Origin of the sequence: Providencia sp. PROV189 (assembly GCF_028480065.1) — a bacterium.
Taxonomy (GTDB): Bacteria; Pseudomonadota; Gammaproteobacteria; order Enterobacterales; family Enterobacteriaceae; genus Providencia; species Providencia stuartii.
The window spans coordinates 53311-78196 of sequence record NZ_JAMPOG010000031.1; the positions used below are offsets into that span (position 1 = coordinate 53311).

Below are 24886 nucleotides of genomic sequence, written 5' to 3' on the forward strand. Positions count from 1 at the left end.
AGTGCAGCAAATGGCTAAAGGGCTTGCGCAGGTTTACGGTAGCCTGTCCAAGTCTCACAAAATAATGTTAGGAACATTAACAGTAGCAACATTGGCCGTCGCGATTTGGCGGCCAGCGCATTTACCATCAACTAACACAGATACTGAAGGTTCAGTCGATACCGTTATTCCTCTTGCATTTGTACCTTTGACTGATGCAACTGATGATATTATTCAAGATAGTAGCGAGCAACTTCCTGATGAAGGCGTCGCTGATAGCACTGACGGTGAAACGGATGGTGCGCCAATCCCCCATGAATATGTTGTTGCAAGCGGCGACAACCTCACTAGCATACTGACTCAATTCGGTATTGAATCAGGTGATGTGGCGACGTTAGCTAATCAACATAAAGCGTTGCGTAATCTAAAAATTGGTCAAACGCTAAACTGGAGCCTGACCGATCAGGGGGAGCTCGACACTTTAACATGGGAAGTTTCTCGTCGTGAGACCCGTGTGTACACCCGTGTTGGTAGCACAAATAAATTTGAAGAAAAGAAAGAGATCCGTTCAGGTGAATGGACAAATAGCGTCCTTGCGGGGGTGGTAAACGGCAGTTTTGCGCAAAGTGCCAGCCAAGCAGGTTTAACACGCAGTGAAGGCCGTGAAGTGATAAAAGCACTTCAATGGCAAATTGATTTCCGTAAACTGAAAAAAGGCGATAAGTTCACCGTGTTAATGAGCCGTGAAATGCTTAATGGACGTAGTGAACAAAGCCAGTTGATCGGTGTTCGTCTACGTAGTGGTGGGAAGGACTATTATGCTTTCCGTGCTGAAGATGGTAAATATTACGATAGCGAAGGTAATGGTTTAGAAAGAGGTTTCCTGCGTTTCCCAACAGCCAAGCAGTTCCGAGTATCATCACAGTTTAACCCACGTCGAGTTAACCCAGTAACAGGGCGTGTAGCACCGCATAAAGGGGTGGATTTTGCAATGCCAGTGGGTACTCCAGTGCTTGCAGTAGGTGATGGTGAAGTGATTGTGTCGAAATATAGCGGAGCCGCGGGGAACTTTATCGCGATTCGTCATGGGCGTCAGTACACCACGCGCTACATGCATTTACGCCAATTACTGGTGAAGCCAGGGCAAAAAGTTAAACGGGGCGATCGTATTGCACTTTCTGGTAATACAGGGCGCTCAACAGGACCACATCTGCATTTTGAAATGTGGGTCAACCAACAAGCGGTTAACCCATTGACAGCGAAATTACCGAGTTCAGGTGGTTTAACTGGTAAAGAACGTAAAGAGTACTTAGCCATGGTTAAAGAAACTAAACCACAGTTAAAACTCAATTAACTCTTCATTACTGGCAGGTACAGTGTATCTGCCAGCTTTCTTTGTAACGCTTTCACTTATTATCATTTTAAGCTATAAAAGAGCGCGAACAGTTCTTTTAGGTACATTATGAATAAAGATAAAGATACCGACAGTAAATTAGGCTATGTGCCAACCTTTCATAAATCCTATTTACATCCTAAATACTGGGGAGTTTGGGCTGGGGCTGGCGTTTTTGCTGCTTTAGCCTATATTCCTGTTAAAATTCGTGACCCCATGCTGGCAAAAGTGGGGAAATGGGTAGGAAAATTGGCAAAAAGCGCAAGGCGCCGCGCAAAGATAAATCTATTATATTGCTTTCCTGATCTTACCGAGCAGGAAAGGGATCAATTAGTGGATAGAATGTTTGAAACTGCACCTCAATCGTTTGTGATGCTTGCAGAGTTATGTATTCGTGGCGCTGATAAAACGTTAGCAAGAACACATTGGCATAACCAAGAGATTATTGATAACTTAAAGCAACAAGGCAGTAATGTTATTTTTATGGTGCCACATGGGTGGGCTGTAGATGCTCCAGCCATGTTACTTGCTGCAAAAGGCTATAAAATGGCGGCGATGTTTCACCATCAAAAAAACCCAGTAGCAGATTATTTATGGAATAAAGCACGTTACCACTTTGGTGGTCGCCTACACTCTCGAGAAGCAGGAATTAAACCTTTCATTGCTTCTGTACGGCAGGGATATTGGGGGTTTTATCTTCCCGACCAAGATCACGGCGAAGAGCATAGTGAATTTGTCGATTTTTTTGCGACTTATAAAGCAACATTGCCTGCTGTGGGCCGCCTAATGAAGGTATGTAAAGCGAAAATTGTGCCTCTGTTTCCGGTGTATGATCATCGTACTCATCAACTGCATATTTATATCCGTGAGCCTATGGATGATATTGATGGGCAGGATGATGAATATATTGCAAGAAGGATGAATGAAGAGCTGGAATATCTCGTCGGTCCAAATCCTGAACAATATACTTGGATACTTAAGTTATTGAAAACACGGAAGGGGGATGAAATTGAACCCTATCAACGTGATGATCTATATCGATAGTTTTACGTTCAATTCACTTAAATAATTATATTTTCTATGAATAGCACCTCGACTGAATTGTTATGTTAGAGGTGCTTTTTTTATATTTGGGGAATGCCTTACCTAAGAATTACCAATCTTTTATTGATTGGCTAATTATGATAATAATTTAGTTAATTGAGAAGTGAATAGAAAAAAAGATATTTATTTTTCTCTTTTATACTTTATTTATGATCGCTATTTTATCGATTTGCCTTATATCAAATGTTTTATAACACCATGATAAATAAGTGAATTATATATTTCTGGGGTTTATTTATAACTTATTTTTTGTAAGGTTATAACTGCTTAACTGCATAAAACGAAGCCTTTTATCGAGCGGAAAGGTCAAAAATCCTTATCAATAGTTAATATCAATTATATGGTAAATGAAATACACGTAAAAGGTTATTTTTATGAAATGATATAAATTGTTGTAATGCAGATAATGTGAGTTTAGTTGATAGCGCGTATTTGTCAGAGTAAAAATAGGCAATCAGAGGTGGAAGGTTGCATTGAGATGCTCATACATTTGCGTTATTTTTCTTTGTAACTAAAGAGTCGTGTGTATTGATGAATGATAATGGAGATATAAGTTTTTTCTCTTTTTCATAAGCTCACTATAGTTAACCGTTAACTTATTGGAACAGTAATAAGATTAATCTAATAGAGCACTAGTTTGATAAAATTTTGATGAAATAAGTATTAATTAAAAAGGTCATATTGTCTGCCATTCTCCCCTAGAACCCCACATTTGCTAATCAATAACAAAAAATTATTAGATTAATATCCTGATTTTCTTTACTCTCAATAGGTGTTTAATAAGCCATAAATTTGCAAGCATTTGACGAGAACATTAAATGTTAAATCATAATTTAATTTAAAGTTAAACATCGTACCAAATATTTATTAATAAAATAATTAATTAATTTAAATTACGCTGGGATTTTTTTAATGATTTAACGCTAAGGCAAAACGCTATATTAACGAATAGTTTTTATGTTTTAAATATACAATAAATGGCAATAAATTTATTGTATATTTTATTTTTACTGATGATTAAATGATGGAAGAAATAAGAGTAAGTTTAAATTAATAAAGCTCAAAAAAGAGATTCTTTTTAACTAAGATGAAATTTGTACTAAAAAACATACAGACTTAAATAATATTTAACTAATGATGACAAAATGATCTGTAAGTGCATATACCTATTAACGGTGATGAAATATGTTGCTATATTTTTATTAAATAATAAAAATTGAGTCCAAAACTCTATTTGGAGACGCTATGGAAAAAACTAGAACGACATTGGACCAATGGATTACCTTGCAAGCTGTTGTAGATTGCGGGGGATTTGCACAAGCCGCTGAAGTATTACATCGGACTCAATCCGCTATTAGTTATACAATCAGCAAACTTGAACAAACACTAGAAATTGAAATCTTTTCATTAGAAAAAAGACGCGCTGTTTTAACACCGAAAGGTGAAATGTTATTAGCGTTATCTCGGGAGTTAACGAATAAAGCGATATTATTGGAAACAAAAGCTAAATTACTGAATAGTAAATGCAATATAAAGATTAAACTCGTGATAGACACGCTTTATCACACAGATAATCTTTTAGATAAAGTGGCTAATTTTATTAAAAGGCATAAAGATTATGACATTGATATAATCAAACAAAACATATCTAAATCAGATGTGTTTGCTTTAAAAGATTATGATATTTTGATTACAGATCAGCATGTTGAGACTTTAAATCCTATTTTTTTAGAAACGGTTGAATCTGTTATTGTGACTTCACCTGACCATATATTACAGAGTATTGAAGAATCTAACTTATTGGATTATCTATCTAAATATACAAAAGTTGTTCTTGATCCTTCATTGGAAGATACCGTTAAAAGTGCACAAACTATCAGCGCTGCATCACTAGAAACAGTTATTAAACTTGTCGAAAATGGAACGGGCTATACATGGTTGCCTAAAAATCTAATAAAAAACCAGTTGAATAATCATTCACTAAAACAGCTAAAAATTGCCAATAAAAATATTTACTATGATTTTTATATGTATGTGAATAAAAATTCATTGGTGCAAGATGTTTTAGGTGAATTTATAAACTATTTAGAGTTAACTGAGATTAAATAAACGTTAATCATTAAATGAGTAATCAAAAATAAACATTAAGTGTTTCGATATAATAACAAAAAATTCAATGTAACAAGATATTAACTAAATTAAATTGTGATGCTATATTTCGCTTGCACTCATGCACTGAGTAAATATTTATTAGTGCTGTGGCAATTAACATCAGAATATCTAATTATAGGAATCGATATGAGTATTCTAAAAAAATCCCTAACTGCTTTAGGGGTGGCTTTAGCTGTAACAACCGCTCCAGCTGTTTTTGCTTCAGGAACAATTGACTTTACTGGTGAAATAACTGATTCAGCTTGTGCAGTAGATAGTAGCTCTCAAAACTTAACGGTTGACCTTGGTAAAGTGTCAGTGAAAAGTTTAGCAGCAGCAGGGCAAATTGCTGGTTTAAAAGATTTTACTATTAAACTCATCGATTGCCCTGAAAATGCTAAAGTGGCAGTAAGATTTGGTGGCTCTCGTGATAACGATGACCGCGATATTTTACAAATAGCACAAGCTGGAGGTCACGCAACCAAAGTAGGTATTGCTTTATTTGAAAAGGATGCGACAACACAAATTAAACTATTTGAAGATTCAAAATTAGTTGAATTTAAGAATGCAGCAGGTGATTCAGTAGAATTGAATTACGTAGCTCGCTATAAAGCAACAGGTGCTGCAACTGCTGGTAAGGCAGATGGTACGGCTGTTTATAGCATTCAATATCAATAATAAATATATACCCTAAATAATTTGAGTTGCATCTAAAAGACAGACCTACATATTCTAAGAAGCATCGTTATTTAATGCCTCTTGGAGGGGATGGTGCACGTCAATCATGAGGCAATTTGAATATAGTGTGTATAGAGGGTAACGCTGTTACCCTCTCATTTTTAATAAATAAAATGGCCGAATTATGAAAAAAATAATTTTTTCAGCAGTTTTTCTTTTATTTTCTATTTCTCATTTTGCTTCTGCGGCGGGTGTCAGTGTGGGAGGAACTCGTTTTATCTATCAAGAAAATAAACGTGAAATTGATATCCCTATTTTTAATAGTGATAAAGAAAAGCCATTCCTTATTCAAACTTGGGTAAGTCCATTTGAAGGTGAAGGAAAAACACCATTTATTGCAACGCCACCATTATTTCGCATCGAGCCAGATAGTAATGCTGCTGCACGTATTTCTTATGTAGGTGAACCTATTGGTTCAAACCAAGAAAAATTATATTTGCTTAATGTAAAATCAATACCACCTAAAGACGTTAAAATTGAAAATCAATTACAGATTGTTATCAACTCTCAGTTTAAACTATTTTTAAGATCAAAAGATATTGTTCCATTTGACTTTAATAAAGTTGAAATTATCAAAAAACCTGACGGTATTATTATTAATAACGATACTCCCTATCATTTATCAGTTAGGGATATATTGGTAGACGGGAAAAACATCCAAGGCGGTGATCTCGTTTACCCTCATACAAAAGAATACATTGTTAAACACAGCATAAATAATAATCAAAAAGTTGTTGTTAAATTTATTAATGACTATGGCGCGATTATTGATAAAACATCTAAATAAGAGTATAAAAAATGTCTGCCTCATGTTTTAAAAATAAAAGTTTATACCACTCAAAAGTTTTTATTGCAGTCAGTATTATATTATATTCTAACAATACTAAAGCAGATGATGTTTTTGACATTAATGCAATCAATACAGGGATTGAAAGCCACGTTGCGGATGTAAATAATTTAGATTACCTGTCATATTCGGGAGGGCAGCTACCCGGAACTTATCATGTCGCTATTTATATTAATAACAAATTTGTTGATGAACAAAATTTACGCTTTATCTTTGATAAGCAAAATAAAAAGCTTGTTCCTGAAATAGCAAAGAAGATGCTATTAAGCTGGGGGGTTAAAAATACCGCGAGCCAAGCCTTTAGCGATGCAAAAGATGATCAAGCAATCACTGATATCGCCGCGACTATACCCGGTGCGTTCTATAAATATGACTTTGGGAATGGTCGCCTTAATATCAGTATTCCTCAAATAGGGTTAGATAATTATAGCCGCGGTTACGTTGATCCTAAAGAGTGGGATGATGGTATTAATGCCGCCTTCGTAAATTATAATATCCGGCACAGCCAAAATTGGTATAAAGATCGTGACGATACCAATAACACATTTATTGGCTTACGCAGCGGTATTAATTTTGATGTGTGGCGATTGAGAAACCACAGTACTTATAGCCGGACTTCAGGGAAAACGGATTGGAATAATCTACAAACTTATGTGGAAAGGGATATTCGTCCATTAAAAAGTCACTTAACGATTGGTGAAACAGCATCGGATAACGGTGTTATGGAAAGTAACCCTTATCGAGGCGTAAAGCTAGCCTCCGATGAAAGTATGTTACCGCAAAGTCAACGTGGGTTTGCGCCGGTAGTTAAAGGCATTGCTCAAACGAATGCTGTTGTGACGATCCGCCAAAATGGTAGCGTGATTTATCAAACGACAGTACCACCCGGCGAGTTTGAAATAAATGACCTTTATCCTACGTCATATAGTGGTGATTTGGATGTACAAATAGAAGAAGCAAATGGAACGATCCGTTCGTTTATTCAACCTTTTTCTGCCGTTCCTATGATGCAGCGAGCGGGATCATTAAAATACAGCATTGATATTGGTAAATACAATGTTGATAACGCGCTTCGGAAACCTAATTTTGCGCAAGCCTCTGCTATTTATGGTTTGCCTTATAACTTGTCGGTTTATGGTGGTTTTATTTTATCAAAGGACTACCAAGCTTATACCGCAGGGACAGGGATCAACTTGGGGAGTATTGGGGCAATTTCAGCCGATGTGACCCAATCTAAAACAGAACTACTTGATAAAACGAATGCGCAAGGTCAGTCCTATCGAGTGCAATATTCGAAATATATGCCAGGAACAGGTACGTCATTTTCTCTTGCATCTTATCGCTATTCGACAAAAGAATATTACGATTTTTCTGCATCAAATAATGACCCTTATGAGAGCGGAAGAAAGAAACAGCAGTTCCAAGCTTCTATTTCTCAGTCATTAAAAGATATTGGTTATTTATCCATTAATGGTTATCAACAATATTATTGGGATAGAAGCGGCGTCGATAAAAATTTAACCGTAGGCTTTAACTCTAATTATCGACAAATAAACTATGGTATTTCTTACTCTTATACTAAGCAGGAACATACTAATAGTAAAAACGAAATGTTATCTATCAATTTTAGTGTTCCATTTACGCTTGGACAAAAAAATAACTGGGTCAATTATCGTTACAATACTAGCCAGAATGGTGATTCGATTAGTTCGGTCAGTGTGAGTGGTACACGTTTAGAAGATAACAATTTGCAATTTGATATCACGCAAAACTATAACCATAGCCGACATGAAAATAGCGGTTCGGTGAGTGGTAATTATATTGTTTCATCAGGAGAGTATAACGGGGGCTATAGTTATGACCCACGTTATCAGTCCGCTAATATCGGGGCAACTGGCGCGTTACTATTACACTCTGGTGGTATCACCCCAGCTCGAGCGATTTATGACTCTGCGGTTTTAGTCAAAGCCAATGATATTAATGACCTGAAAGTCAATAATGCGCAGTCGCTTTATACTAACTCTTGGGGATATGCTGTTGTACCGAGTGCTACACGTTATGAAAGGAATAAGATCAGCGTTGACCCTTCAACATTAACAGGAAATAACGATGTTGGGTTAAGCACGACAACAGTTGTACCAACTCGTGGTGCTATCGTATTAGCCGACTTTAAAGGTAAACGTGGTGCGAGAGTCATGCTTAAATTAACTCACCATGATCAACTCATTCCATTTGGAGCACAAGTGTCTGTTTTAGTTGATAAAGAAGAGGTTACAACAGGTATTGTCGCTAATGATGGTGAAGTCTATTTAAGTGGTGTACCTGAACAGAGTCGTATTGTTGTCAAATGGGGAAGTCATGCGGATCAGCAGTGTGAACTGCCACTTCAGCTTGATTTAAGTAACGACAAAATTCAATTTATTGAGCGAATTTGCCAATAGGAGCAGACATGAATAAATTATTTTTAATTGGGGGTATTTCGACGCTTCTATTTTCACAATCCGCTTTAGCCGAATTTAGAGCATTATTTAATGAATTATCTCATACAGTGAATGAACCTATTTATGTTTCAAGAACAGCACCAATTGGATCAGAAGTCGGAACTATTGATTTAGGAAGCTATACCGCTTGGAGTTGGAGTAACATAACAGACGAAGTTCAAGTGGGAATTTATTTACCTGAAACGTATGGCAGTAAACAATATTATAATAACAGATACATTAAAGAAATTAATAATTCTGGTGTGGGCTATGCGCTACATGGGACAGTGTCAACACCTTGCACAGGTAGTGCTTATGTTGATGGAATTAATACCATTGATGGAAATAATGCGAATAGGATGATCTGTAGCACTACCCAGAGTTCAGGTGTGTATACCGTTTCTTTAAAACTTGTTTTTTATAAGCTCAAAGATAACGTAAAAACGCAAGTACTACCTGCTAGCCGAGCGGCGATGTTAATTATTTATAATAATGGATTTCAAACATCGGATAGCTACGGTAATATGGAGCCTAAGGTTAGTATAGGGCCGGTTAATATTATTTCGACTGGTTGTGAAGTGCTGAATAAAAATATTCTTGTGCCTTTTAATAAGATTGATAAATCGAGTTTTTCAGGGGTAGGGAGTGTTAGCCCAAATAGCGTGAAAGATTTTCAAATCAACCTTAGTTGTGACCCCGTGTCACCCATAAAAATCACCTTTACTGGAACACCTGTCAATAATAGTATGACACCCGGAACAATCGCATTAAATAATCCAACAGACGTCAATACTGCGAAAGGGTATGGTATACAAGTTAAGTATAAAAATGACCCCATTAAAATAAATCAAATGATGACGATCGAAGAAAAAAATGTATCGTCGGAAAATTATAGTATTCCATTACAAGCAGCGTATATTCAAACTTCGAATGATACACAAGCTGGCCAAGCTAATGGAACGTTACAGTTTAATTTGCAATATCATTGATTCCCAGAAAAATCGGACAGATTAAACGGTAACTATTCAATATAAATTATGATGAGCACAATATTTATTACAATGTTGTGCTTATTTTTATTTTAGTGATGCCAAAGACGAACGTAGGAGAACTTGGTAGCATTGGACCGAATGGATTGGCATTTACTGAATTTTATTATTCAACAGAGAATGGGAGCTATTTTGATGACTATCATCGTGTTTTAGCACAAGCATTGCCATCAGTATACCATGTTGAAAATTCTTGGGAAAACTATGACAAAATAGCTTCGGTGATTGCTGCTGTATTTAATAATTGGAAAATGACTCACTCTAAATAAGCATACACAGCATTATCTATATCGATTGAAAAAGGGAGCAAATGCTCCCTTTACACCGATATTGATTTATTCGACTTCCAAAATACGGCAAGTATTCGTACTACCAATTGTGCCCATCAAGTCACCTTGAGTAACGAGAACGAGATCTCCAGTCATTAAATAACCATTATCACGTAGGCGTGTGATAGCTTCATTCGCAGCCGCAATACCATCGGTGTGAGTGCTACAGAAAACAGGTGTAACACCACGGTACAGTGAAGACTGATTGAGTGTTTTTTCATGGCGCGACATAGCGAAAATAGGTAAGCCAGAACTGATACGTGACATCATACGAGCAGTACGGCCTGATTCAGTCATCGCGATAATGGCTTTGACCCCTTTCAGGTGGTTAGCAGCGTACATCGTTGACATCGCGATAGCTTCTTCAGGTGAATCAAACTCGGCATCTAAGCGGTGCTTGGAGACATTCAGTCCAGGCATTTTTTCAGCCCCTAAACAGACTTGTGCCATGGCAGCAACAGTTTCAGCTGGGTATTGCCCCGCAGCGGTTTCTGCTGATAGCATAACGGCGTCTGTACCATCTAGAACGGCGTTAGCGACATCCATCACTTCAGCACGAGTCGGCATTGGATTTGTGATCATTGACTCCATCATTTGAGTTGCGGTGATCACTACTCGGTTGAGCTGACGTGAACGGCGGATCAGTTTCTTTTGTACCGCAACTAATTCTGGGTCACCGATTTCAACGCCTAAATCACCGCGAGCAACCATGACAACATCCGATGCAAGGATAACTTCATCCATAATTTCATCGGTTGCCACAGCTTCAGCGCGCTCTACTTTCGCGACGATTTGGCATTCACAGCCTGCATCACGAGCCAAACGGCGCGCATAATTTAAATCTTCGCCTGAACGAGGGAAGGAAACGGCAAGGTAATCGACACCGATTTTAGCGGCGGTGATGATATCTTCTTTGTCTTTATCGGTTAGTGCTTCAGCCGATAAACCACCACCAAGTTTGTTGATGCCTTTATTATTGGAGAGTTGACCGCCAACGGTTACTTCAGTGAAAACTTGTAAGCCTTGGACTTCACGGACTTTCAGTTGTACACGACCATCATCAAGCAATAAAATGTCACCAGGTACAACATCAGCAGGTAAACCTTTATAATCAATACCCACTTTTTGTTGGTCACCTTCACCTTTGCCGAGAGTGGCATCAAGGATAAATTTATCACCAACATTTAAGAATACTTTGCCATCTTTAAACGTAGAAACACGTATTTTAGGGCCTTGTAAATCGCCAAGGATCGCAACATGGCGACCTAAACGAGCAGCGATTTCACGCACTTTGTTAGCACGAAGAATATGGTCTTCTGGAGTTCCGTGAGAGAAGTTTAGGCGTACAACGTTGGCGCCGGCGTTAATAATCTTTTCAAGGTTATTATCACGATCGGTAGCTGGACCTAGGGTAGTAACAATTTTAGTTCTTCTAAGCCGTCTAGTCATGTATTACTCCGTTGACCTGTAATGGTGTTGATTTATTGAGTGAAATCTTTTCATACTTCAAGCGGTATGTAGTGCTCGTGGCGTAAGCCCCTATCATATTATGTCGACATACAACTTGAATCATTTAGCGTATTTTCGAGACCTTTTTACGACAAGTCGTCATGCTGACACGAGCACAGCTATTATATACTGCTAATTCGTTTATGCTATCAGGTCTGTAAAACTATTAAAGCCCACAGCAAGAAAAGAATACTTTTTAACGTTTACACACTATCAAACCGCGAATCACGTAATGCTTCTTTGACCCGTTTCAAGTTATCTCTAAATTTTTCACCTCTTCTTAAGGTAAAACCCGTTGTGAGGACATCGATCACTGTGAGTTGAGCAAGTCTTGAGACCATTGGCATATAGACGTCGGTATCCTCTGGTACATCAATAATAATTGAAAGGGTAGCGACTTGAGACAATGGAGAGTTTTCTGAGGTGATGGCAATCACAGTGGCATCGTTATCACGGGCTAGGCGAGCCATATCAACTAAGGCTTTCGTTCTTCCTGTATGCGAGATTAAAACGATAACATCCCCCTCAGTACTATTTATACAACTCATTCGTTGCATGACAATATCATCGAAATAAATGACGGGAATATTAAAACGGAAAAATTTATTCATCGCATCATGTGCTACAGCCGCCGATGCGCCAAAGCCAAAAAAGCTGATTTTTCTTGCTTGAGTGAGAAGGTCAACCGCACGATTAACGGCCGCAATGTCTAAAGTATGTTTGACATTATCTAAACCCGCCATTGCTGATTCGAAAATTTTATGGGTATAGGTGTTAACCGTATCATTCTCTTCAACATTTCGGTTCACGTAAGGGGTGCCGTTAGCGAGGTTTTGCGCCAATCGAAGTTTAAAGTCAGGAAACCCTTTGGTATCCATTTTACGGCAAAACCGGTTAACGGTGGGTTCACTCACATCAGCAAGTTGAGCAAGGCTCGCAATGCTAAGATGAATAGCTCGCTGTGGCATACCTAAAATCACTTCGGCAACTTTCTTTTCTGATTTACTTAAAAAATCGAGGCTGTTCTTCATTTGTTCTAAAATATTCATATAACGAAAGTGCCTATTTCATCAAAAGGAGAAATTTTTCTGCCATAAAGATACGCTGTATTTTATTAATATCGTTTTGAAGGCAGTGTGTATATAAAAGGAATATACTATGGGTAATGGCTAACCTATCTGAATGAGAGGCGTTTGTGATGTAATTTTTTACAAAACTATGAGCTGTATCTAATTTTCATATCAGTAAGTTCGTTAGCTGTTTTGTCATTTTATTACAAATGCTGTCACCATTCAGTTAACATGACATGGTTTAGGTTTGCTGCTTTTTTCAGCATAAAAACTGTGATCTGTATCATCAATATTTACTGAATACCCTCAAAAGGGTACATTAGCGGAACATCTGGCTAATTTTGTAACAAAATTACAATAAATTCCGCAAATTGAGGAGAACCAATATGGCGGTAAATAATGCTGCTCAAGCCTGTGACTTGATTATTTTCGGCACCAAAGGAGACCTCGCTCGTCGTAAGTTGCTTCCATCCCTTTATCAGTTGGAGAAAGCAGGCTACATTCACCCAGACACCCGTATCATCGGTGTAGGGCGTGCGCAGTGGAGCCAGAGCGATTATGTTGAGTTTGTTGAAAAGGCGTTCAGCGAATTTTTAAAAGAAGATCTCGACCCAGTACTTTGGGAGAGGCTTAGTGCGCGTTTAGATTTCTGCAATTTGGATGTTAATCAAACCGAAAATTTCGATAGCTTGGCACAAATGTTGAAGCAAGACTGCCATCCCGCTATCCACTATTTTGCTATGCCGCCGAGCACTTTTGGGGCAGTTTGCCATGGACTTGGACATGCAGGTTTAAATAAACAGCCTAACCGTGTTGTGATGGAAAAACCGTTAGGTACAGATTTAGCGTCTTCTCAAGAAATCAACAATGAAGTAGCGAAATATTTTGATGAAAGTCAGGTCTATCGTATCGACCATTACCTCGGTAAAGAAACGGTACTTAACCTGCTGGCTCTACGTTTTGCTAACTCATTATTTATCAACAACTGGGATAATCGCACCATTGACCATGTGCAGATCACCGTTGCAGAAGAAGTGGGTATAGAAGGGCGCTGGGGGTATTTTGATCAGGCAGGCCAAATGCGCGATATGGTGCAAAACCACCTATTACAAATTCTCACCATGATCGCGATGTCGCCACCTGCTGATCTCACCACTGACCGGATCCGTGATGAAAAAGTGAAAGTGTTACGTTCATTACGTCGAATTGACCACACTAATGTCAGAGAAAAAGCGGTTCGCGGGCAGTATACTGCGGGCTTTGTTCAAGGTAATAAGGTCCCCGGTTATCTTGAAGAAGAAGGCGCTAATAAACAAAGTATGACAGAAACCTTTGTTGCGCTACGCGTTGACATCGATGATTGGCGCTGGGCAGGAGTACCTTTTTATTTACGCACAGGTAAGCGTTTACCTGCTAAGTGCTCTGAAGTTGTTGTTTATTTTAAAAAGCCAGCACTGAATATTTTCTCTGAAAGTTATCAGGAATTACCGCAAAACAAGCTCACTATTCGTCTGCAACCGGATGAAGGGATTGATATTGAGATCATGAATAAGGCACCGGGCCTTGATCACAAACATCGCTTGCAAACCACTAAGCTGGACTTGAGTTTTTCAGAAACCTTTAATCAAACACACCTTGCGGATGCTTATGAGCGCTTATTGCTTGAAGCAATGCGCGGTATTCAAGCGCTGTTCGTACGCCGTGATGAGGTTGAAGAGGCTTGGAAGTTTGTTGATTCCATTATGGATGCGTGGGCTATGGATAATGAAGCCCCTAAACCATACCAAGCGGGTACTTGGGGGCCTATCGCATCGGTTGCGATGATCACTCGTGATGGGCGTTCTTGGAACGAATTTGAATAAACTATAGTTGATTTATCTCGTAGGCCAGCTTGCTCTAGAAGGAAGCTGGCCTTATTTTTATCCGTGGTGCGAGAGCATCTTACAGCACTAACTCACTTCTTCCTGTCGCCGCCATATGAATAATACCTTGCTCTATCCGTAAACAAGCCATTTTAGCCGCATCGGGAACAGACAGCCCCGCGAGTAATTGAGCTGTTAACTCTGCACCAAATAGATCGCCGGTGCCTTTTGGCGTGACAGGGTAACGTTTATGGCGAATAACCGCGACATCCTGTTTAGTGACACACACGACCTCAATACTTTCATCATCGGGTTGGAATGCACTGGTAATGATCACCCATTGCGTATGGCCTTTTAGTAATAAACGAGCAGCTTGAGTTGCATCATCAAGGGTCTTTATCTGTTGACCACTTAGTGTCGCGAGTTCAAATTTATTGGGGATGATACCCGTTGCAAGCGGCAATACTTCATCGCGATACACATCGGCAATTTCTGGGGGAATATAAAAACCGCTATCTTCATCCCCCATAACAGGATCGACAATGACAGGTATAGAAGGGTATGACTGACGTACACTTGATAACCATTGTGCAAGATCATGGGCTTTATCTCTAGAGCCTAAATATCCCGTTAGGATCGCACGTACACTGCCAAGGCAATCGCGCTCAACTAATCCAGACAGATAGCCTCGAAACCATTCACCCGGTAATTCGCCGCCGTGACATGTCACATAATGGGGGGTATTGCTTAAAATCACTGTCGGTACAGCAGCGACCCTTAGCCCTTGCTTCATCAGTGCCGGAACCGCAATACTGTTACCGACACTGCCGTAAATAACTTGCGACTGGATGGAGATGACATCATAAGGCAGCGGCGTGGCATTTGCATCGTTTTGAAAACTGTTAGAGGTGAGGTTAAAGGTGTCCATTTATCTCTCTTTCGGCCAAAATTAAGCAGTTAGCTAATATAAGATGCCTGTTTGCCGTTGAAGTCAATCATAAACAATGGATAGGACTACGTAATAAAAGAAAACAATGAAAAATTTATTTTTTTCAATAAAAAGTATGGTTATCTAGTGAGAAGTTTGTGGTTGATTATTCGTTTCACTTGAGAATAGGTCAAGGTTAGTTGATTATTTCTTGCATAATTATGCAAGAAATATTCATTTAAAAAAGCTTTTTATATTCATTGACTTAATATTTTTGGCATGATAAAAATAACCTGTAATCAACAATTATATGAGGGTTCGGAGTAACTTGGATGGATGTCCATCCGATGAAATGAATGAGATATCATGCTTAGCGTGAATAGCATTAAAATCAGTAAGTCCCAAAGAAGAACTACCCATCGGCTTTTCCTTTCAGCGATCCTTTCCAGTGAACACCACTGGTGCGGTGCATTATAGCGTCTCTCTCTATTATTCATTTTGCTGAATAAAATCAGCATCACTTTGATATTTATTTGTTTTTTATAATTGCACAAAATTTTTCTTAGCCGAAAAGTTTGCTATTTCTGTATGAATAATAAGCAGTCGTGCGATTATCCATAGAGAGATTATATAATGATATATTGGATATTTTTAGCATTAGCTATCATTACCGAAGTGATCGGTACATTATCGATGAAACACGCCAGCGTGAGTGGTGATTTTACTGGGATGGCAGTAATGTATGTCATGATTGCATCTTCTTACATTTTGCTGGCTGTTGCTGTGAAAAAAGTTGCCCTTGGGGTTGCATACGCCTTATGGGAAGGGATCGGTATTCTATTTATCACGACGTTTAGTGTGTTGTGGTTTGGCGAGTCGCTTTCCCCTATGAAAATTGGTGGCTTAGTATTGTTAATCGCAGGAATTGGGTTAATTAAATCAGGTACTAAAAAATCGACCGTCACTCAGTCTGCTCAAAAAGTGAAAGAAGCGGCGGGGCGTGCGGTCTCTGCGGTTAAATCAGGTGGTTTGGCACAAGAACGTGCTAAAACGGAGGCCTGATTATGGACGTCCAATTTGAATGGTGGCACGGCGCATTTTTAGTTCTTGCTGTGGTACTGGAAATTCTTGCAAACATCCTCTTAAAAATGTCGAACGGCTTTAAACGTTACTGGTTAGGCATTTTATCTTTAGTGGCAGTATTAGGCGCATTTAGCTCGTTGGCTCAAGCAGTCAAAGGTATCGAATTGTCGATTGCTTATGCGTTGTGGGGCGCTTTTGGTATTATTGCGACGGTAGCCGCGGGGTGGATCCTTTTCAATCAGCGGCTAAATTATAAAGGTTGGGGAGGTATCGTCCTGTTATTGTTGGGGATGGTGCTTATTAAAATGTCTTAAAAAATAGAGCGCCAATTGATGATTGGCGCTCTATTTTTTTATGATAAATCGTTTGCTAGGTGTCGTTATTCAATAGCGGCAACAATTTTGATTTCGACTTTATATTCCGGTTTCATCAGCGCCGCTTGTACAGTACAACGAACCGGTGCGCTGCCTTCAACAACCCAAGCATCCCATGCTTGATTCATTCCCGCAAAATCGGCTTTGTCAGCAAGGAAAATCGTTGCATCAAGGATTTTACTTTTGTCAGAACCCACGCGTTGTAAAAGAATATCAATCGCTGAAAGGGTATTCGCTGTTTGAGCAATAATATCAGCATCTAAGTTATCCGGTACACTGGTGTAGTAGACAACATTGTTGTGAATAACCGCTTCAGACCAACGTTTGTCAGGGTCAATTCTTTCAATCGTCATCATTATTCCTTAGTTCATTTCATTAGTGAGTCTTTTTAAGGATAACAGCTTGCTTTATTGATGAAAAATCCTTTCTATGACGATTGGATGATTTAGCTCAGCAGGCAACATCAAGACATGATAAAGTAGACGCCTTCAAAGAGAACAATAAATAGGTTTGCGGTGCACGACGATTTTTCTTCTAATGGCTTTTTGGCGAGAACAATCCCAGGTTTTCAACCACGAGCAGCCCAAGTCAAAATGTCACATGCTGTCACGGAGGCAATTGAAAAACAGCATGTGCTAGTGGCTGAAGCGGGAACAGGAACAGGCAAAACATACGCTTATTTGGTGCCCGCCTTACGTTCGGGTAAAAAAGTGATTGTTTCGACTGGATCGAAAGCGTTACAAGATCAGCTTTATCACCGTGACTTACCCACGATTATAGACGCGATGAAATTTAATGGGCGGACAGCGTTATTAAAAGGCCGCTCAAATTATCTTTGCTTAGAGCGTTTAGATCAGCAGTCATTAGGCGGGGGTAGCCTTGAGCCAGAAATATTGTCTGCCGTTGTCCGCTTACGCAACTGGTCCATTGAATCGGAGTCTGGGGATATCAGCACTTGTCACGATATCGCGGAAGATCATGCCGTTTGGCCATTAGTCACCAGCACTAATGACAACTGTCTCGGCAGTGATTGCCCTCGTTATCAAGAATGCTTTGTATTAAAAGCGCGCCGCAAAGCATTAGATGCTGACATTATCGTTGTTAACCATCATCTCTTTATGGCTGATCGTGTTGTTAAAGATACGGGGTTTGGGGAGTTAATGCCACAAGCTGATGTGATGATTTTTGATGAAGCGCATCAAATCCCCGATATTGCTAGCCAATATTTCGGTCAACAACTCAGTAGCCGCCAGCTTCTTGATCTCGCACGTGATATGGTTATGGCCTATCGCACAGAGCTAAAAGATCTGGTTCAGCTACAAAAAAGTGCAGATAGGCTAACCCAAAGCACATTGGATTTTCGCTTAAATTTAGGTGAGAGCAGCTTTCGTGGTAATTTGCGTGATCTATTGAAAAGCCCTGTGGTGCAGCGCGCGTTGACATTACTCGATGATTCTCTCGAGTTATGTTATGAAGTGATCAAGACATCATTAGGGCGTTCGCAAACATTAGATTCCGTTTTTGAACGGGTGACTCTCTACCGTAATCGTTTGAATCGGCTAAAAGATGTCACAATTCCAGGTTATAGCTATTGGTTTGAAAGCTATGGCCGGCATTTTTTATTAGCGATAACACCACTGACGGTTGCGGAAAAATTCAGTGAAATGATCTCCAGTACGCCAGCAAGTTGGGTATTCACATCGGCAACGTTATCCGTTAATGAACAACTCAATTACTTTACCGATAGATTGGGTTTAACGTCAGCGAAAACCTTGCTATTGGCGAGCCCTTTTGATTATCAAAGCCAAACTTTACTCTGTGTGCCACGTTTTTTACCGGAAACAAACCAAAAAGGGGTGGCACAAAAACTTGCGAATATGTTGCGACCACTGATTATAAAAAACCAAGGGCGCTGCTTTTTCTTGTGTACATCACATATGATGATGCGTGAATTAGCCGAAGAGCTGAGAACAACACTCGTGTTACCTGTGCTTATGCAAGGCGAAAGCAGTAAAAATAAGTTACTTGCTCAATTTATTGCGGCGGGAAATGCAGTGCTTGTTGCAACGAGTAGCTTTTGGGAAGGGGTAGATGTCAGAGGGGATGAACTGACATGTGTGATTATCGACAAATTACCGTTTACAGCCCCTGATGACCCATTATTACGGGCGCGTATTGAGGATTGCCAATTAAGAGGCGGTGACCCATTTGCGGATGTTCAAATTCCTGATGCGGTGATCACCTTAAAGCAAGGTGTTGGGCGTTTGATCCGTGATACCAGTGATTACGGCGTTATTGTGATTTGCGATAACCGTTTAGTAACACGTCCATATGGTAAGGTTTTTTTGAATAGTTTACCGCCGTCACCAAGAACTCGCAGTTTATCTAAAGCAATTGAGTTTCTTGAGAAAAAACGAATAGAACATAATAATAGCAATTAAACCAAGGTCATAAGCGGTTTTTTCTGCTATTTCATTTTGAGTTTATGCTACTATAAACGTCATTTTCAGGTCACTGTACAGGTACAGTGGCATCAAATCTAATCATTTGCCGGAGTTGTGGCATGTCGAGCCGTATTCTTGCTGTTGATACAGCAACAGAAGCATGTTCAGTCGCATTGTTATGCGATGGAGAAATTATTTCGCGTTTTGCCGTTTCGCCTCGAGAGCATACACAAAAAGTGTTGCCAATGGTGGACGAGGTATTATCCCAAGCGGGGGTCACTTTAAACCAATTGGATGCGTTAGCGTTTGGTCGTGGACCGGGGAGTTTTACGGGCGTTCGCATCGGGGTCGGTATCGCCCAAGGGTTAGCACTCGGCGCCAATTTACCGATGATCGGTGTTTCATCATTGATGACACTGGCAGAAGGGGCATATCGAACGCAAGGACATGAGCAGATTTTGACGGCGATTGATGCGCGCATGACAGAGGTATATTGCGCTCAATATCAGCGTACGGCAGAGGGTATATGGCTCGGTGAGGATACCGAAGCTGTTATGGCGCCGGAGCTATTTAGAGATTCAATCGCTCAGTTGGCAGGGCAATGGAGCCTAGCAGGAACAGGTTGGCAAGCTTATCCGCAATTAAAAGACAGTGCGCTTTCGTTGATTGAAAGTGGGATCACATTGCCAGCGGCACAAGATATGTTACCGATTGCTGAACGTTTATGGCGTTCGGGTCAGGTACAAGCCGTCGAAAACGTTGAACCAACATATTTACGTAACGAAGTGACGTGGAAAAAACTGCCGGGTCGTGAATAGGTATATTTTTTAGATTGGCTATGCTTATTTTATTGTTAAGTTAGGCATAGCCAAGTTCTGTTTTACGCTTTTTTCCTACCAATATTTACTGTCTTAAATGGATGTTTTTTTTAATTCGATGATTGAAATTAGCATCGAGACTCATCAAGCCTTATTTTATCAGTCTATAATTGAATTATTCGTGTATTTATCTCTCAAAGTATTGAACATATCGTGTTATGTTAGTTGATATTAATGTTAATCCTTGCCGTCTGAATTTATAATTAAAGCTAAATGGAGGTGGTATATGGGTATAAAAATTAACAGCCGTTCGACATTTAAAGCGGTTTTATTTGTCGGCATATTAACGTTAACGGGGTGTGTGTCGATCCCAGCCTCAATTCAAGGCTCGTCACCTAATCCAGCGGTTAACTTATCGTCAGTACAAAATGCGCCTGAAATGTATATTGGGCAGGAAGGGCGTTTTGGTGGGAAAGTAATCTCTGTTTTTAATCAGCCTAATAAAACGCGATTAGAAATTGCCGTGATCCCACTGAATAAATATGATGCAGCACCAGAATTAAATACGGCATCAACTGGTCGTATTTATGCCTTTGTTAATGGGTTCCTTGATCCTGCTGACTATAATGGTCGTTACATCACAGTGGTGGGTAAAATTACCGGAGAGCAGCCTGGTAAAATTGGTGATATCCCCTATAAGTATGTCACGCTAGACGTAACGGGTTACCAACGTTGGAATTTAGCGCAAAGTGTAATTTTGCCGCCAGCAGGCCCATGGGGTTATGGGTATTACGGAAACCCTTATTACTATAACCATCCTTGGGGTTACGGATATGGCTATGGTTATGGCTATCCGGGGGGCGTTGCTCCAGTACAAACCTATTTAACCGAATAAAATGAGAAGTGAAAGGCTATTTATTCGGCAATGAGCTTAGTCAGTTTATTTATTAGGTTTATACGTGGGAAATATGTTAATTTTTTCAAAAATGATTCAAAAAAGTGTATTATTATGATATCTACACCAGATATCGTTCTGGAATAACATACTAAAACGAAATAGGCGGAATAGTCCGCCTATTTTTGTTTCGAAGGAATGAAATTTATTTAGTGATAGACCTCTCAACCTTAGCACAGGGTATTTTTCAAACTGGTACGCTGAGTTAATAATTTGTTAAAAGAGTGTTTGAGTTATATTACTATACTAAAATTCAGGAGTCATACTTTGGAAAAAATCTGGCTGAAAAATTACCCAAGCGATGTGCCGGAAGAGATCGATCCTGATCGCTTTGCTTCTTTAGCAGAGTTACTTGAAAATTCGGTTTCGCAATATGCTGACCAACCTGCATTCATCAACATGGGTGCGGTGATGACTTATCGCAAGTTAGAAGAGAGAAGTCGTGCTTTTGCCGCTTACCTACAAAATGGGTTAGGGTTAAAAAAAGGCGACCGCGTCGCGTTGATGATGCCTAACTTGCTGCAATACCCGATAGCTCTATTTGGCGTTTTGCGCGCGGGGATGGTTGTCGTCAATGTTAACCCACTTTATACCCCAAGGGAGCTAGAGCACCAGTTAAATGATAGTGGTGCAACGGCCATTGTCATTGTGTCTAACTTTGCTCATACCCTTGAAAAAGTGGTGTTTAATACCAAGGTTAAGCACGTTATTTTAACTCGGATGGGGGATCAACTCTCTCGTCCGAAAGCGACATTAGTGGATTTTGTCGTCAAGTATGTTAAACGGCTGGTGCCTAAATACCATTTACCAGATGCTATCTCTTTCCGACGTGCGATGCATTACGGTTATCGCATGCAATATATCAAGCCAAAGATCAATGGCGATGACCTTGCGTTCCTTCAGTATACCGGAGGGACGACAGGGGTAGCGAAAGGGGCAATGCTAACGCACCGTAATATGTTAGCGAATATCGAGCAAGCTCGAGCGGCTTATGGTCCGGTATTAAAAATAGGTTCAGAATTTGTTGTTACGGCACTACCGCTCTATCACGTCTTTGCTCTTATGGTAAATTGCTTCCTGTTTATTAATGTCGGGGGGGTGAACTTATTGATTACTAACCCTCGTGATGTGGCAGGTACCGTTAAAGAGTTAGCACGTTATCCGATCACCTCGATTACGGGTGTTAATACCTTATTCAATGCATGGCTACATAACGCAGAGTTTCAACAACTGGATTTCTCCAAACTCAGGTTGACGGTTGGTGGCGGGATGCCTGTTCAAAAAGTGGTTGCTGAAAAATGGCAAAAACTGACTGGGAAGCATTTATTAGAAGGGTATGGATTGACGGAATGTTCGCCACTTGTCACTGGAAACCCGTATAATCTGACGGCTTATAGTGGTAGTATCGGGTTACCGGTTCCATCAACAGAAATCAAGCTGGTTGATGATGATGGAAATGAGGTTGCACTTGGGGAACCAGGGGAAATGTGGGTGAAAGGTCCACAGGTGATGAAAGGGTATTGGAACCGCCCTGATTCAACCGCGGAAATTTTACATGATGGCTGGTTAGCGACGGGGGATATTGCTGAAATAGACAGTGAAGGTTATATCCGCATTGTCGATCGTAAAAAAGACATGATCATCGTTTCGGGCTTCAATGTCTATCCAAACGAAGTGGAAGATGTGATTTCATCTCATCCTGATGTCGTAGAGTGTGCCGCGATTGGTGTGCCGAGTACGAGTACAGGGGAGGCAGTTAAAGTCTTTGTTGTTAGTAGTAATCCTAATCTAACGTCAGATGATCTGAAAACATTTTGTCGCCGCTCATTAACCGCCTATAAAGTACCTAAGTTATTTGAGTTCCGAACCGAGCTACCAAAATCGAACGTTGGTAAAATATTGCGTAGGGAACTACGTGATGAAGAGAAACAGCAAAAAGATAAATCAACAGCGTAACGTTGTCATATCGGTTTGCACCCCTATGAGTAACGCCGGTTTTTACCGGCGTTACTGTGATCAGAATATAAAAAGAGAAATTTGTTTTGAATTATCGTTTAGTTACAACTGATAGCGAACTTGCACAGGTATGCCAGCAGGCGAGTGAAGCCGATTGGTTGGCATTGGATACCGAATTTGTCCGTACTCGAACTTACTATCCACAATTAGGTTTGCTACAGCTTTATGATGGAAAACAAGTTTCACTGATTGACCCGTTATCTATTAGCGACTTTTCACCGTTTAAAGCCTTACTGACAAATAAGAGCCTCACTAAGTTTTTACATGCCGGTAGTGAAGATCTTGAAGTGTTTTTGCATGATTTTGAGTGTGTGCCTGAACCGATGGTCGACACACAGGTTATTGCAGCCTTTTTGGGTTATCCAATCTCCTGTGGTTTCGCTTCTTTAGTTTCTGAATACTTAGGCATAGAGCTTGATAAGAGTGAATCTCGAACCGACTGGCTAGCGCGCCCCTTAAGTGAAAAACAGTGCCAATATGCGACGGCAGACGTACTTTATTTGCTGCCGTTAGCCAAGATCCTGATGCAGAAAGTGGAAGAGTCAGGCTACCTTTCTGCTGCGCTAGAAGAGTGCCAAAGAACGGTTGAACGCAGACAAAATGTGACTGATCCTGCATTAGCTTACCGTAATATCACCAATGTTTGTCAGTTAAAGAATGAGCAATTGGCTTGCTTGCAAATGCTGGCGGAATGGCGGCTAAATCAAGCAAAAGCGCGTGATATGGCGATTAACTTTGTGGTTAAAGAGGAGCATCTTTGGAAAGTGGCGCGTTATTTACCCGGTTCATTAGGTGAATTAGACGCATTAGGGCTGACGGGGCAAGAGATCCGCTGTCATGGAAGGCGGTTACTCAGTATTGTTGAAAAAGCCAAACAGATGGATGAGAGTGAATATCCCCCCACAGTGGCGAATTTGAATGAGCAACCTCAATATAAAACGTTATTTAAAGAGATAAAGAGTGTTGTTAAAGAAATTGCAGAGCATGAGAAATTCAATGCGGAATTGCTTGCTTCAAGGCGACAAATAAACCAGTTGCTCTCGGTACATTGGGGGATCAAATCTATCCCTAATCAGCCTGAATTACTTGATGGTTGGCGAGGAAGAATGCTTGCTGAGCCAATTACAAAGCTCCTTCAACAAGCGCGTTAATGGCCTATTTTCACTCCTAGGTTTGCTAGGAGTGAAATGTTAACCTTTTGCCTAGTGAATAGTGACGGCACTTAAGCGTTGAATAGCTCACCCACTCATTAATCAATCGATTTATTTACTGCACTGCTACGGTTTCGACAGAAAGTTAACTATCGGCAGAGGCGTATCGGAGAGTTGGGGGATTTTGTATTTCTTTTGGCAATAGACACCCAAACCACATAGAACAAATATTCATTCCATTGATGATTATTTAAATTCAATTGGTTGAACAAATAAAAAAGCAAGCCGCTATTTACAACTTAAAAACAACGGCTATTTGCTATGATTATTTTTCAGGAGCCTTGATTTCATCACCTTCCGGTAACGTAACGTTGAGTTCAAGTACTGAGATATCATCACCTTTTTGTTCGAATTGTACAGAAAGCATCTCAGGGTCAACTTGCACGTATTTACAAATAACCTGCAAAATATCTCTTTTCATATCAGCAAGATAAGGAGGTTCACTATCACCGCGGCGACGTTCTGCAACGATGATTTGCAATCGCTCTTTTGCGATATTTGCTGTCGACTTTTTTCTCGACAGAAAGAAATCCAATAAAGCCATTA

General features: G+C 39.9%; 21 protein-coding genes. 16 read left to right on the forward strand and 5 right to left on the reverse strand.

What is annotated here, in order from left to right:
• Positions 1-10: 10 nt before the first annotated feature.
• The 8 genes from mepM (at position 11) to PR833_RS16565 (ending at position 10010) form a co-directional block, all read left to right on the forward strand.
• Positions 11-1333, forward strand: coding sequence for a murein DD-endopeptidase MepM (mepM, locus tag PR833_RS16530; protein WP_154598745.1), 1323 nt, complete (start codon positions 11-13; stop codon positions 1331-1333).
• A gap of 108 nt (positions 1334-1441) precedes the next feature.
• Positions 1442-2416 carry a lauroyl-Kdo(2)-lipid IV(A) myristoyltransferase gene (gene lpxM / locus PR833_RS16535; protein ID WP_014658294.1) on the forward strand — a complete coding sequence of 325 codons (975 nt, stop codon included), beginning with the start codon at positions 1442-1444 and terminating at the stop codon, positions 2414-2416.
• A 1305-nt stretch (positions 2417-3721) separates the two neighbouring features.
• The gene (locus PR833_RS16540) at positions 3722-4585 is read left to right on the forward strand and encodes a LysR family transcriptional regulator (RefSeq protein ID WP_163885655.1); all 864 of its coding nucleotides are present in this window, start codon (positions 3722-3724) and stop codon (positions 4583-4585) included.
• Between the two features lie 189 nt (positions 4586-4774).
• Entirely contained in the window at positions 4775-5305 is a 531-nt protein-coding gene (locus PR833_RS16545) for a fimbrial protein (RefSeq protein WP_014658296.1), read from the forward strand.
• A 184-nt stretch (positions 5306-5489) separates the two neighbouring features.
• Entirely contained in the window at positions 5490-6152 is a 663-nt protein-coding gene (locus tag PR833_RS16550) for a fimbrial biogenesis chaperone (RefSeq protein ID WP_004919478.1), read from the forward strand.
• A gap of 11 nt (positions 6153-6163) precedes the next feature.
• Complete coding sequence (locus tag PR833_RS16555; protein WP_040133097.1) at positions 6164-8653, forward strand: fimbria/pilus outer membrane usher protein; 2490 nt, start codon at positions 6164-6166, stop codon at positions 8651-8653.
• A gap of 8 nt (positions 8654-8661) precedes the next feature.
• A complete protein-coding gene (locus tag PR833_RS16560; protein ID WP_014658298.1) occupies positions 8662-9681 on the forward strand; it encodes a fimbrial protein in 1020 nt (339 codons plus the stop codon).
• A gap of 98 nt (positions 9682-9779) precedes the next feature.
• Positions 9780-10010 carry a DUF7832 domain-containing protein gene (locus tag PR833_RS16565; RefSeq protein ID WP_004919485.1) on the forward strand — a complete coding sequence of 77 codons (231 nt, stop codon included), beginning with the start codon at positions 9780-9782 and terminating at the stop codon, positions 10008-10010.
• Positions 10011-10076: 66 nt separating this feature from the next.
• On the opposite strand, the gene pyk is transcribed toward PR833_RS16565, so the two are convergent.
• Complete coding sequence (pyk, locus tag PR833_RS16570; RefSeq protein ID WP_004919488.1) at positions 10077-11519, reverse strand: pyruvate kinase; 1443 nt, start codon at positions 11517-11519, stop codon at positions 10077-10079.
• 263 nt (positions 11520-11782) lie between these two features.
• Positions 11783-12628: a MurR/RpiR family transcriptional regulator gene (locus tag PR833_RS16575; RefSeq protein ID WP_004919490.1), complete on the reverse strand. Its 846-nt coding sequence runs from the start codon at positions 12626-12628 to the stop codon at positions 11783-11785.
• Between the two features lie 407 nt (positions 12629-13035).
• Here PR833_RS16575 and zwf point away from each other — a divergent pair, with 407 nt between their 5' ends.
• The gene (gene zwf, locus PR833_RS16580; RefSeq protein ID WP_004919491.1) at positions 13036-14511 is read left to right on the forward strand and encodes a glucose-6-phosphate dehydrogenase; all 1476 of its coding nucleotides are present in this window, start codon (positions 13036-13038) and stop codon (positions 14509-14511) included.
• Between the two features lie 79 nt (positions 14512-14590).
• Here zwf and pdxK read toward each other — a convergent pair whose 3' ends face one another.
• The gene (gene pdxK / locus PR833_RS16585; RefSeq protein ID WP_150375479.1) at positions 14591-15439 is read right to left on the reverse strand and encodes a pyridoxine/pyridoxal/pyridoxamine kinase; all 849 of its coding nucleotides are present in this window, start codon (positions 15437-15439) and stop codon (positions 14591-14593) included.
• 633 nt (positions 15440-16072) lie between these two features.
• Between pdxK and mdtJ the strand changes: the two genes are divergently transcribed.
• On the forward strand, positions 16073-16501 hold the full coding sequence (gene mdtJ / locus PR833_RS16590) for a multidrug/spermidine efflux SMR transporter subunit MdtJ (protein ID WP_004919496.1): 429 nt from the start codon (positions 16073-16075) through the stop codon (positions 16499-16501).
• A gap of 2 nt (positions 16502-16503) precedes the next feature.
• Positions 16504-16836 (forward strand): multidrug/spermidine efflux SMR transporter subunit MdtI, encoded by a 333-nt coding sequence (mdtI, locus tag PR833_RS16595; RefSeq protein WP_004919498.1) that lies wholly within the window; start codon positions 16504-16506, stop codon positions 16834-16836.
• A gap of 65 nt (positions 16837-16901) precedes the next feature.
• On the opposite strand, the gene PR833_RS16600 is transcribed toward mdtI, so the two are convergent.
• Complete coding sequence (locus PR833_RS16600) at positions 16902-17249, reverse strand: RidA family protein (RefSeq protein WP_014658300.1); 348 nt, start codon at positions 17247-17249, stop codon at positions 16902-16904.
• Positions 17250-17411: 162 nt separating this feature from the next.
• Here PR833_RS16600 and PR833_RS16605 point away from each other — a divergent pair, with 162 nt between their 5' ends.
• The 5 genes from PR833_RS16605 to rnd all read left to right on the forward strand — a co-directional run bounded on the left by PR833_RS16605 (position 17412) and on the right by rnd (position 24280).
• Positions 17412-19337, forward strand: coding sequence for an ATP-dependent DNA helicase (locus PR833_RS16605; RefSeq protein WP_036940136.1), 1926 nt, complete (start codon positions 17412-17414; stop codon positions 19335-19337).
• 122 nt (positions 19338-19459) lie between these two features.
• Positions 19460-20158, forward strand: coding sequence for a tRNA (adenosine(37)-N6)-threonylcarbamoyltransferase complex dimerization subunit type 1 TsaB (gene tsaB, locus PR833_RS16610; RefSeq protein WP_272526360.1), 699 nt, complete (start codon positions 19460-19462; stop codon positions 20156-20158).
• A 286-nt stretch (positions 20159-20444) separates the two neighbouring features.
• Complete coding sequence (locus PR833_RS16615; RefSeq protein ID WP_102780636.1) at positions 20445-21053, forward strand: Slp family lipoprotein; 609 nt, start codon at positions 20445-20447, stop codon at positions 21051-21053.
• Positions 21054-21380: 327 nt separating this feature from the next.
• Positions 21381-23069, forward strand: coding sequence for a long-chain-fatty-acid--CoA ligase FadD (gene fadD, locus PR833_RS16620; protein ID WP_004919508.1), 1689 nt, complete (start codon positions 21381-21383; stop codon positions 23067-23069).
• A gap of 86 nt (positions 23070-23155) precedes the next feature.
• The gene (gene rnd, locus PR833_RS16625) at positions 23156-24280 is read left to right on the forward strand and encodes a ribonuclease D (RefSeq protein WP_004919510.1); all 1125 of its coding nucleotides are present in this window, start codon (positions 23156-23158) and stop codon (positions 24278-24280) included.
• Positions 24281-24605: 325 nt separating this feature from the next.
• Here the strand turns inward: rnd and minE are convergent, their stop codons facing one another.
• Positions 24606-24884 carry a cell division topological specificity factor MinE gene (gene minE, locus PR833_RS16630; RefSeq protein ID WP_004919515.1) on the reverse strand — a complete coding sequence of 93 codons (279 nt, stop codon included), beginning with the start codon at positions 24882-24884 and terminating at the stop codon, positions 24606-24608.
• Positions 24885-24886: the final 2 nt, after the last annotated feature.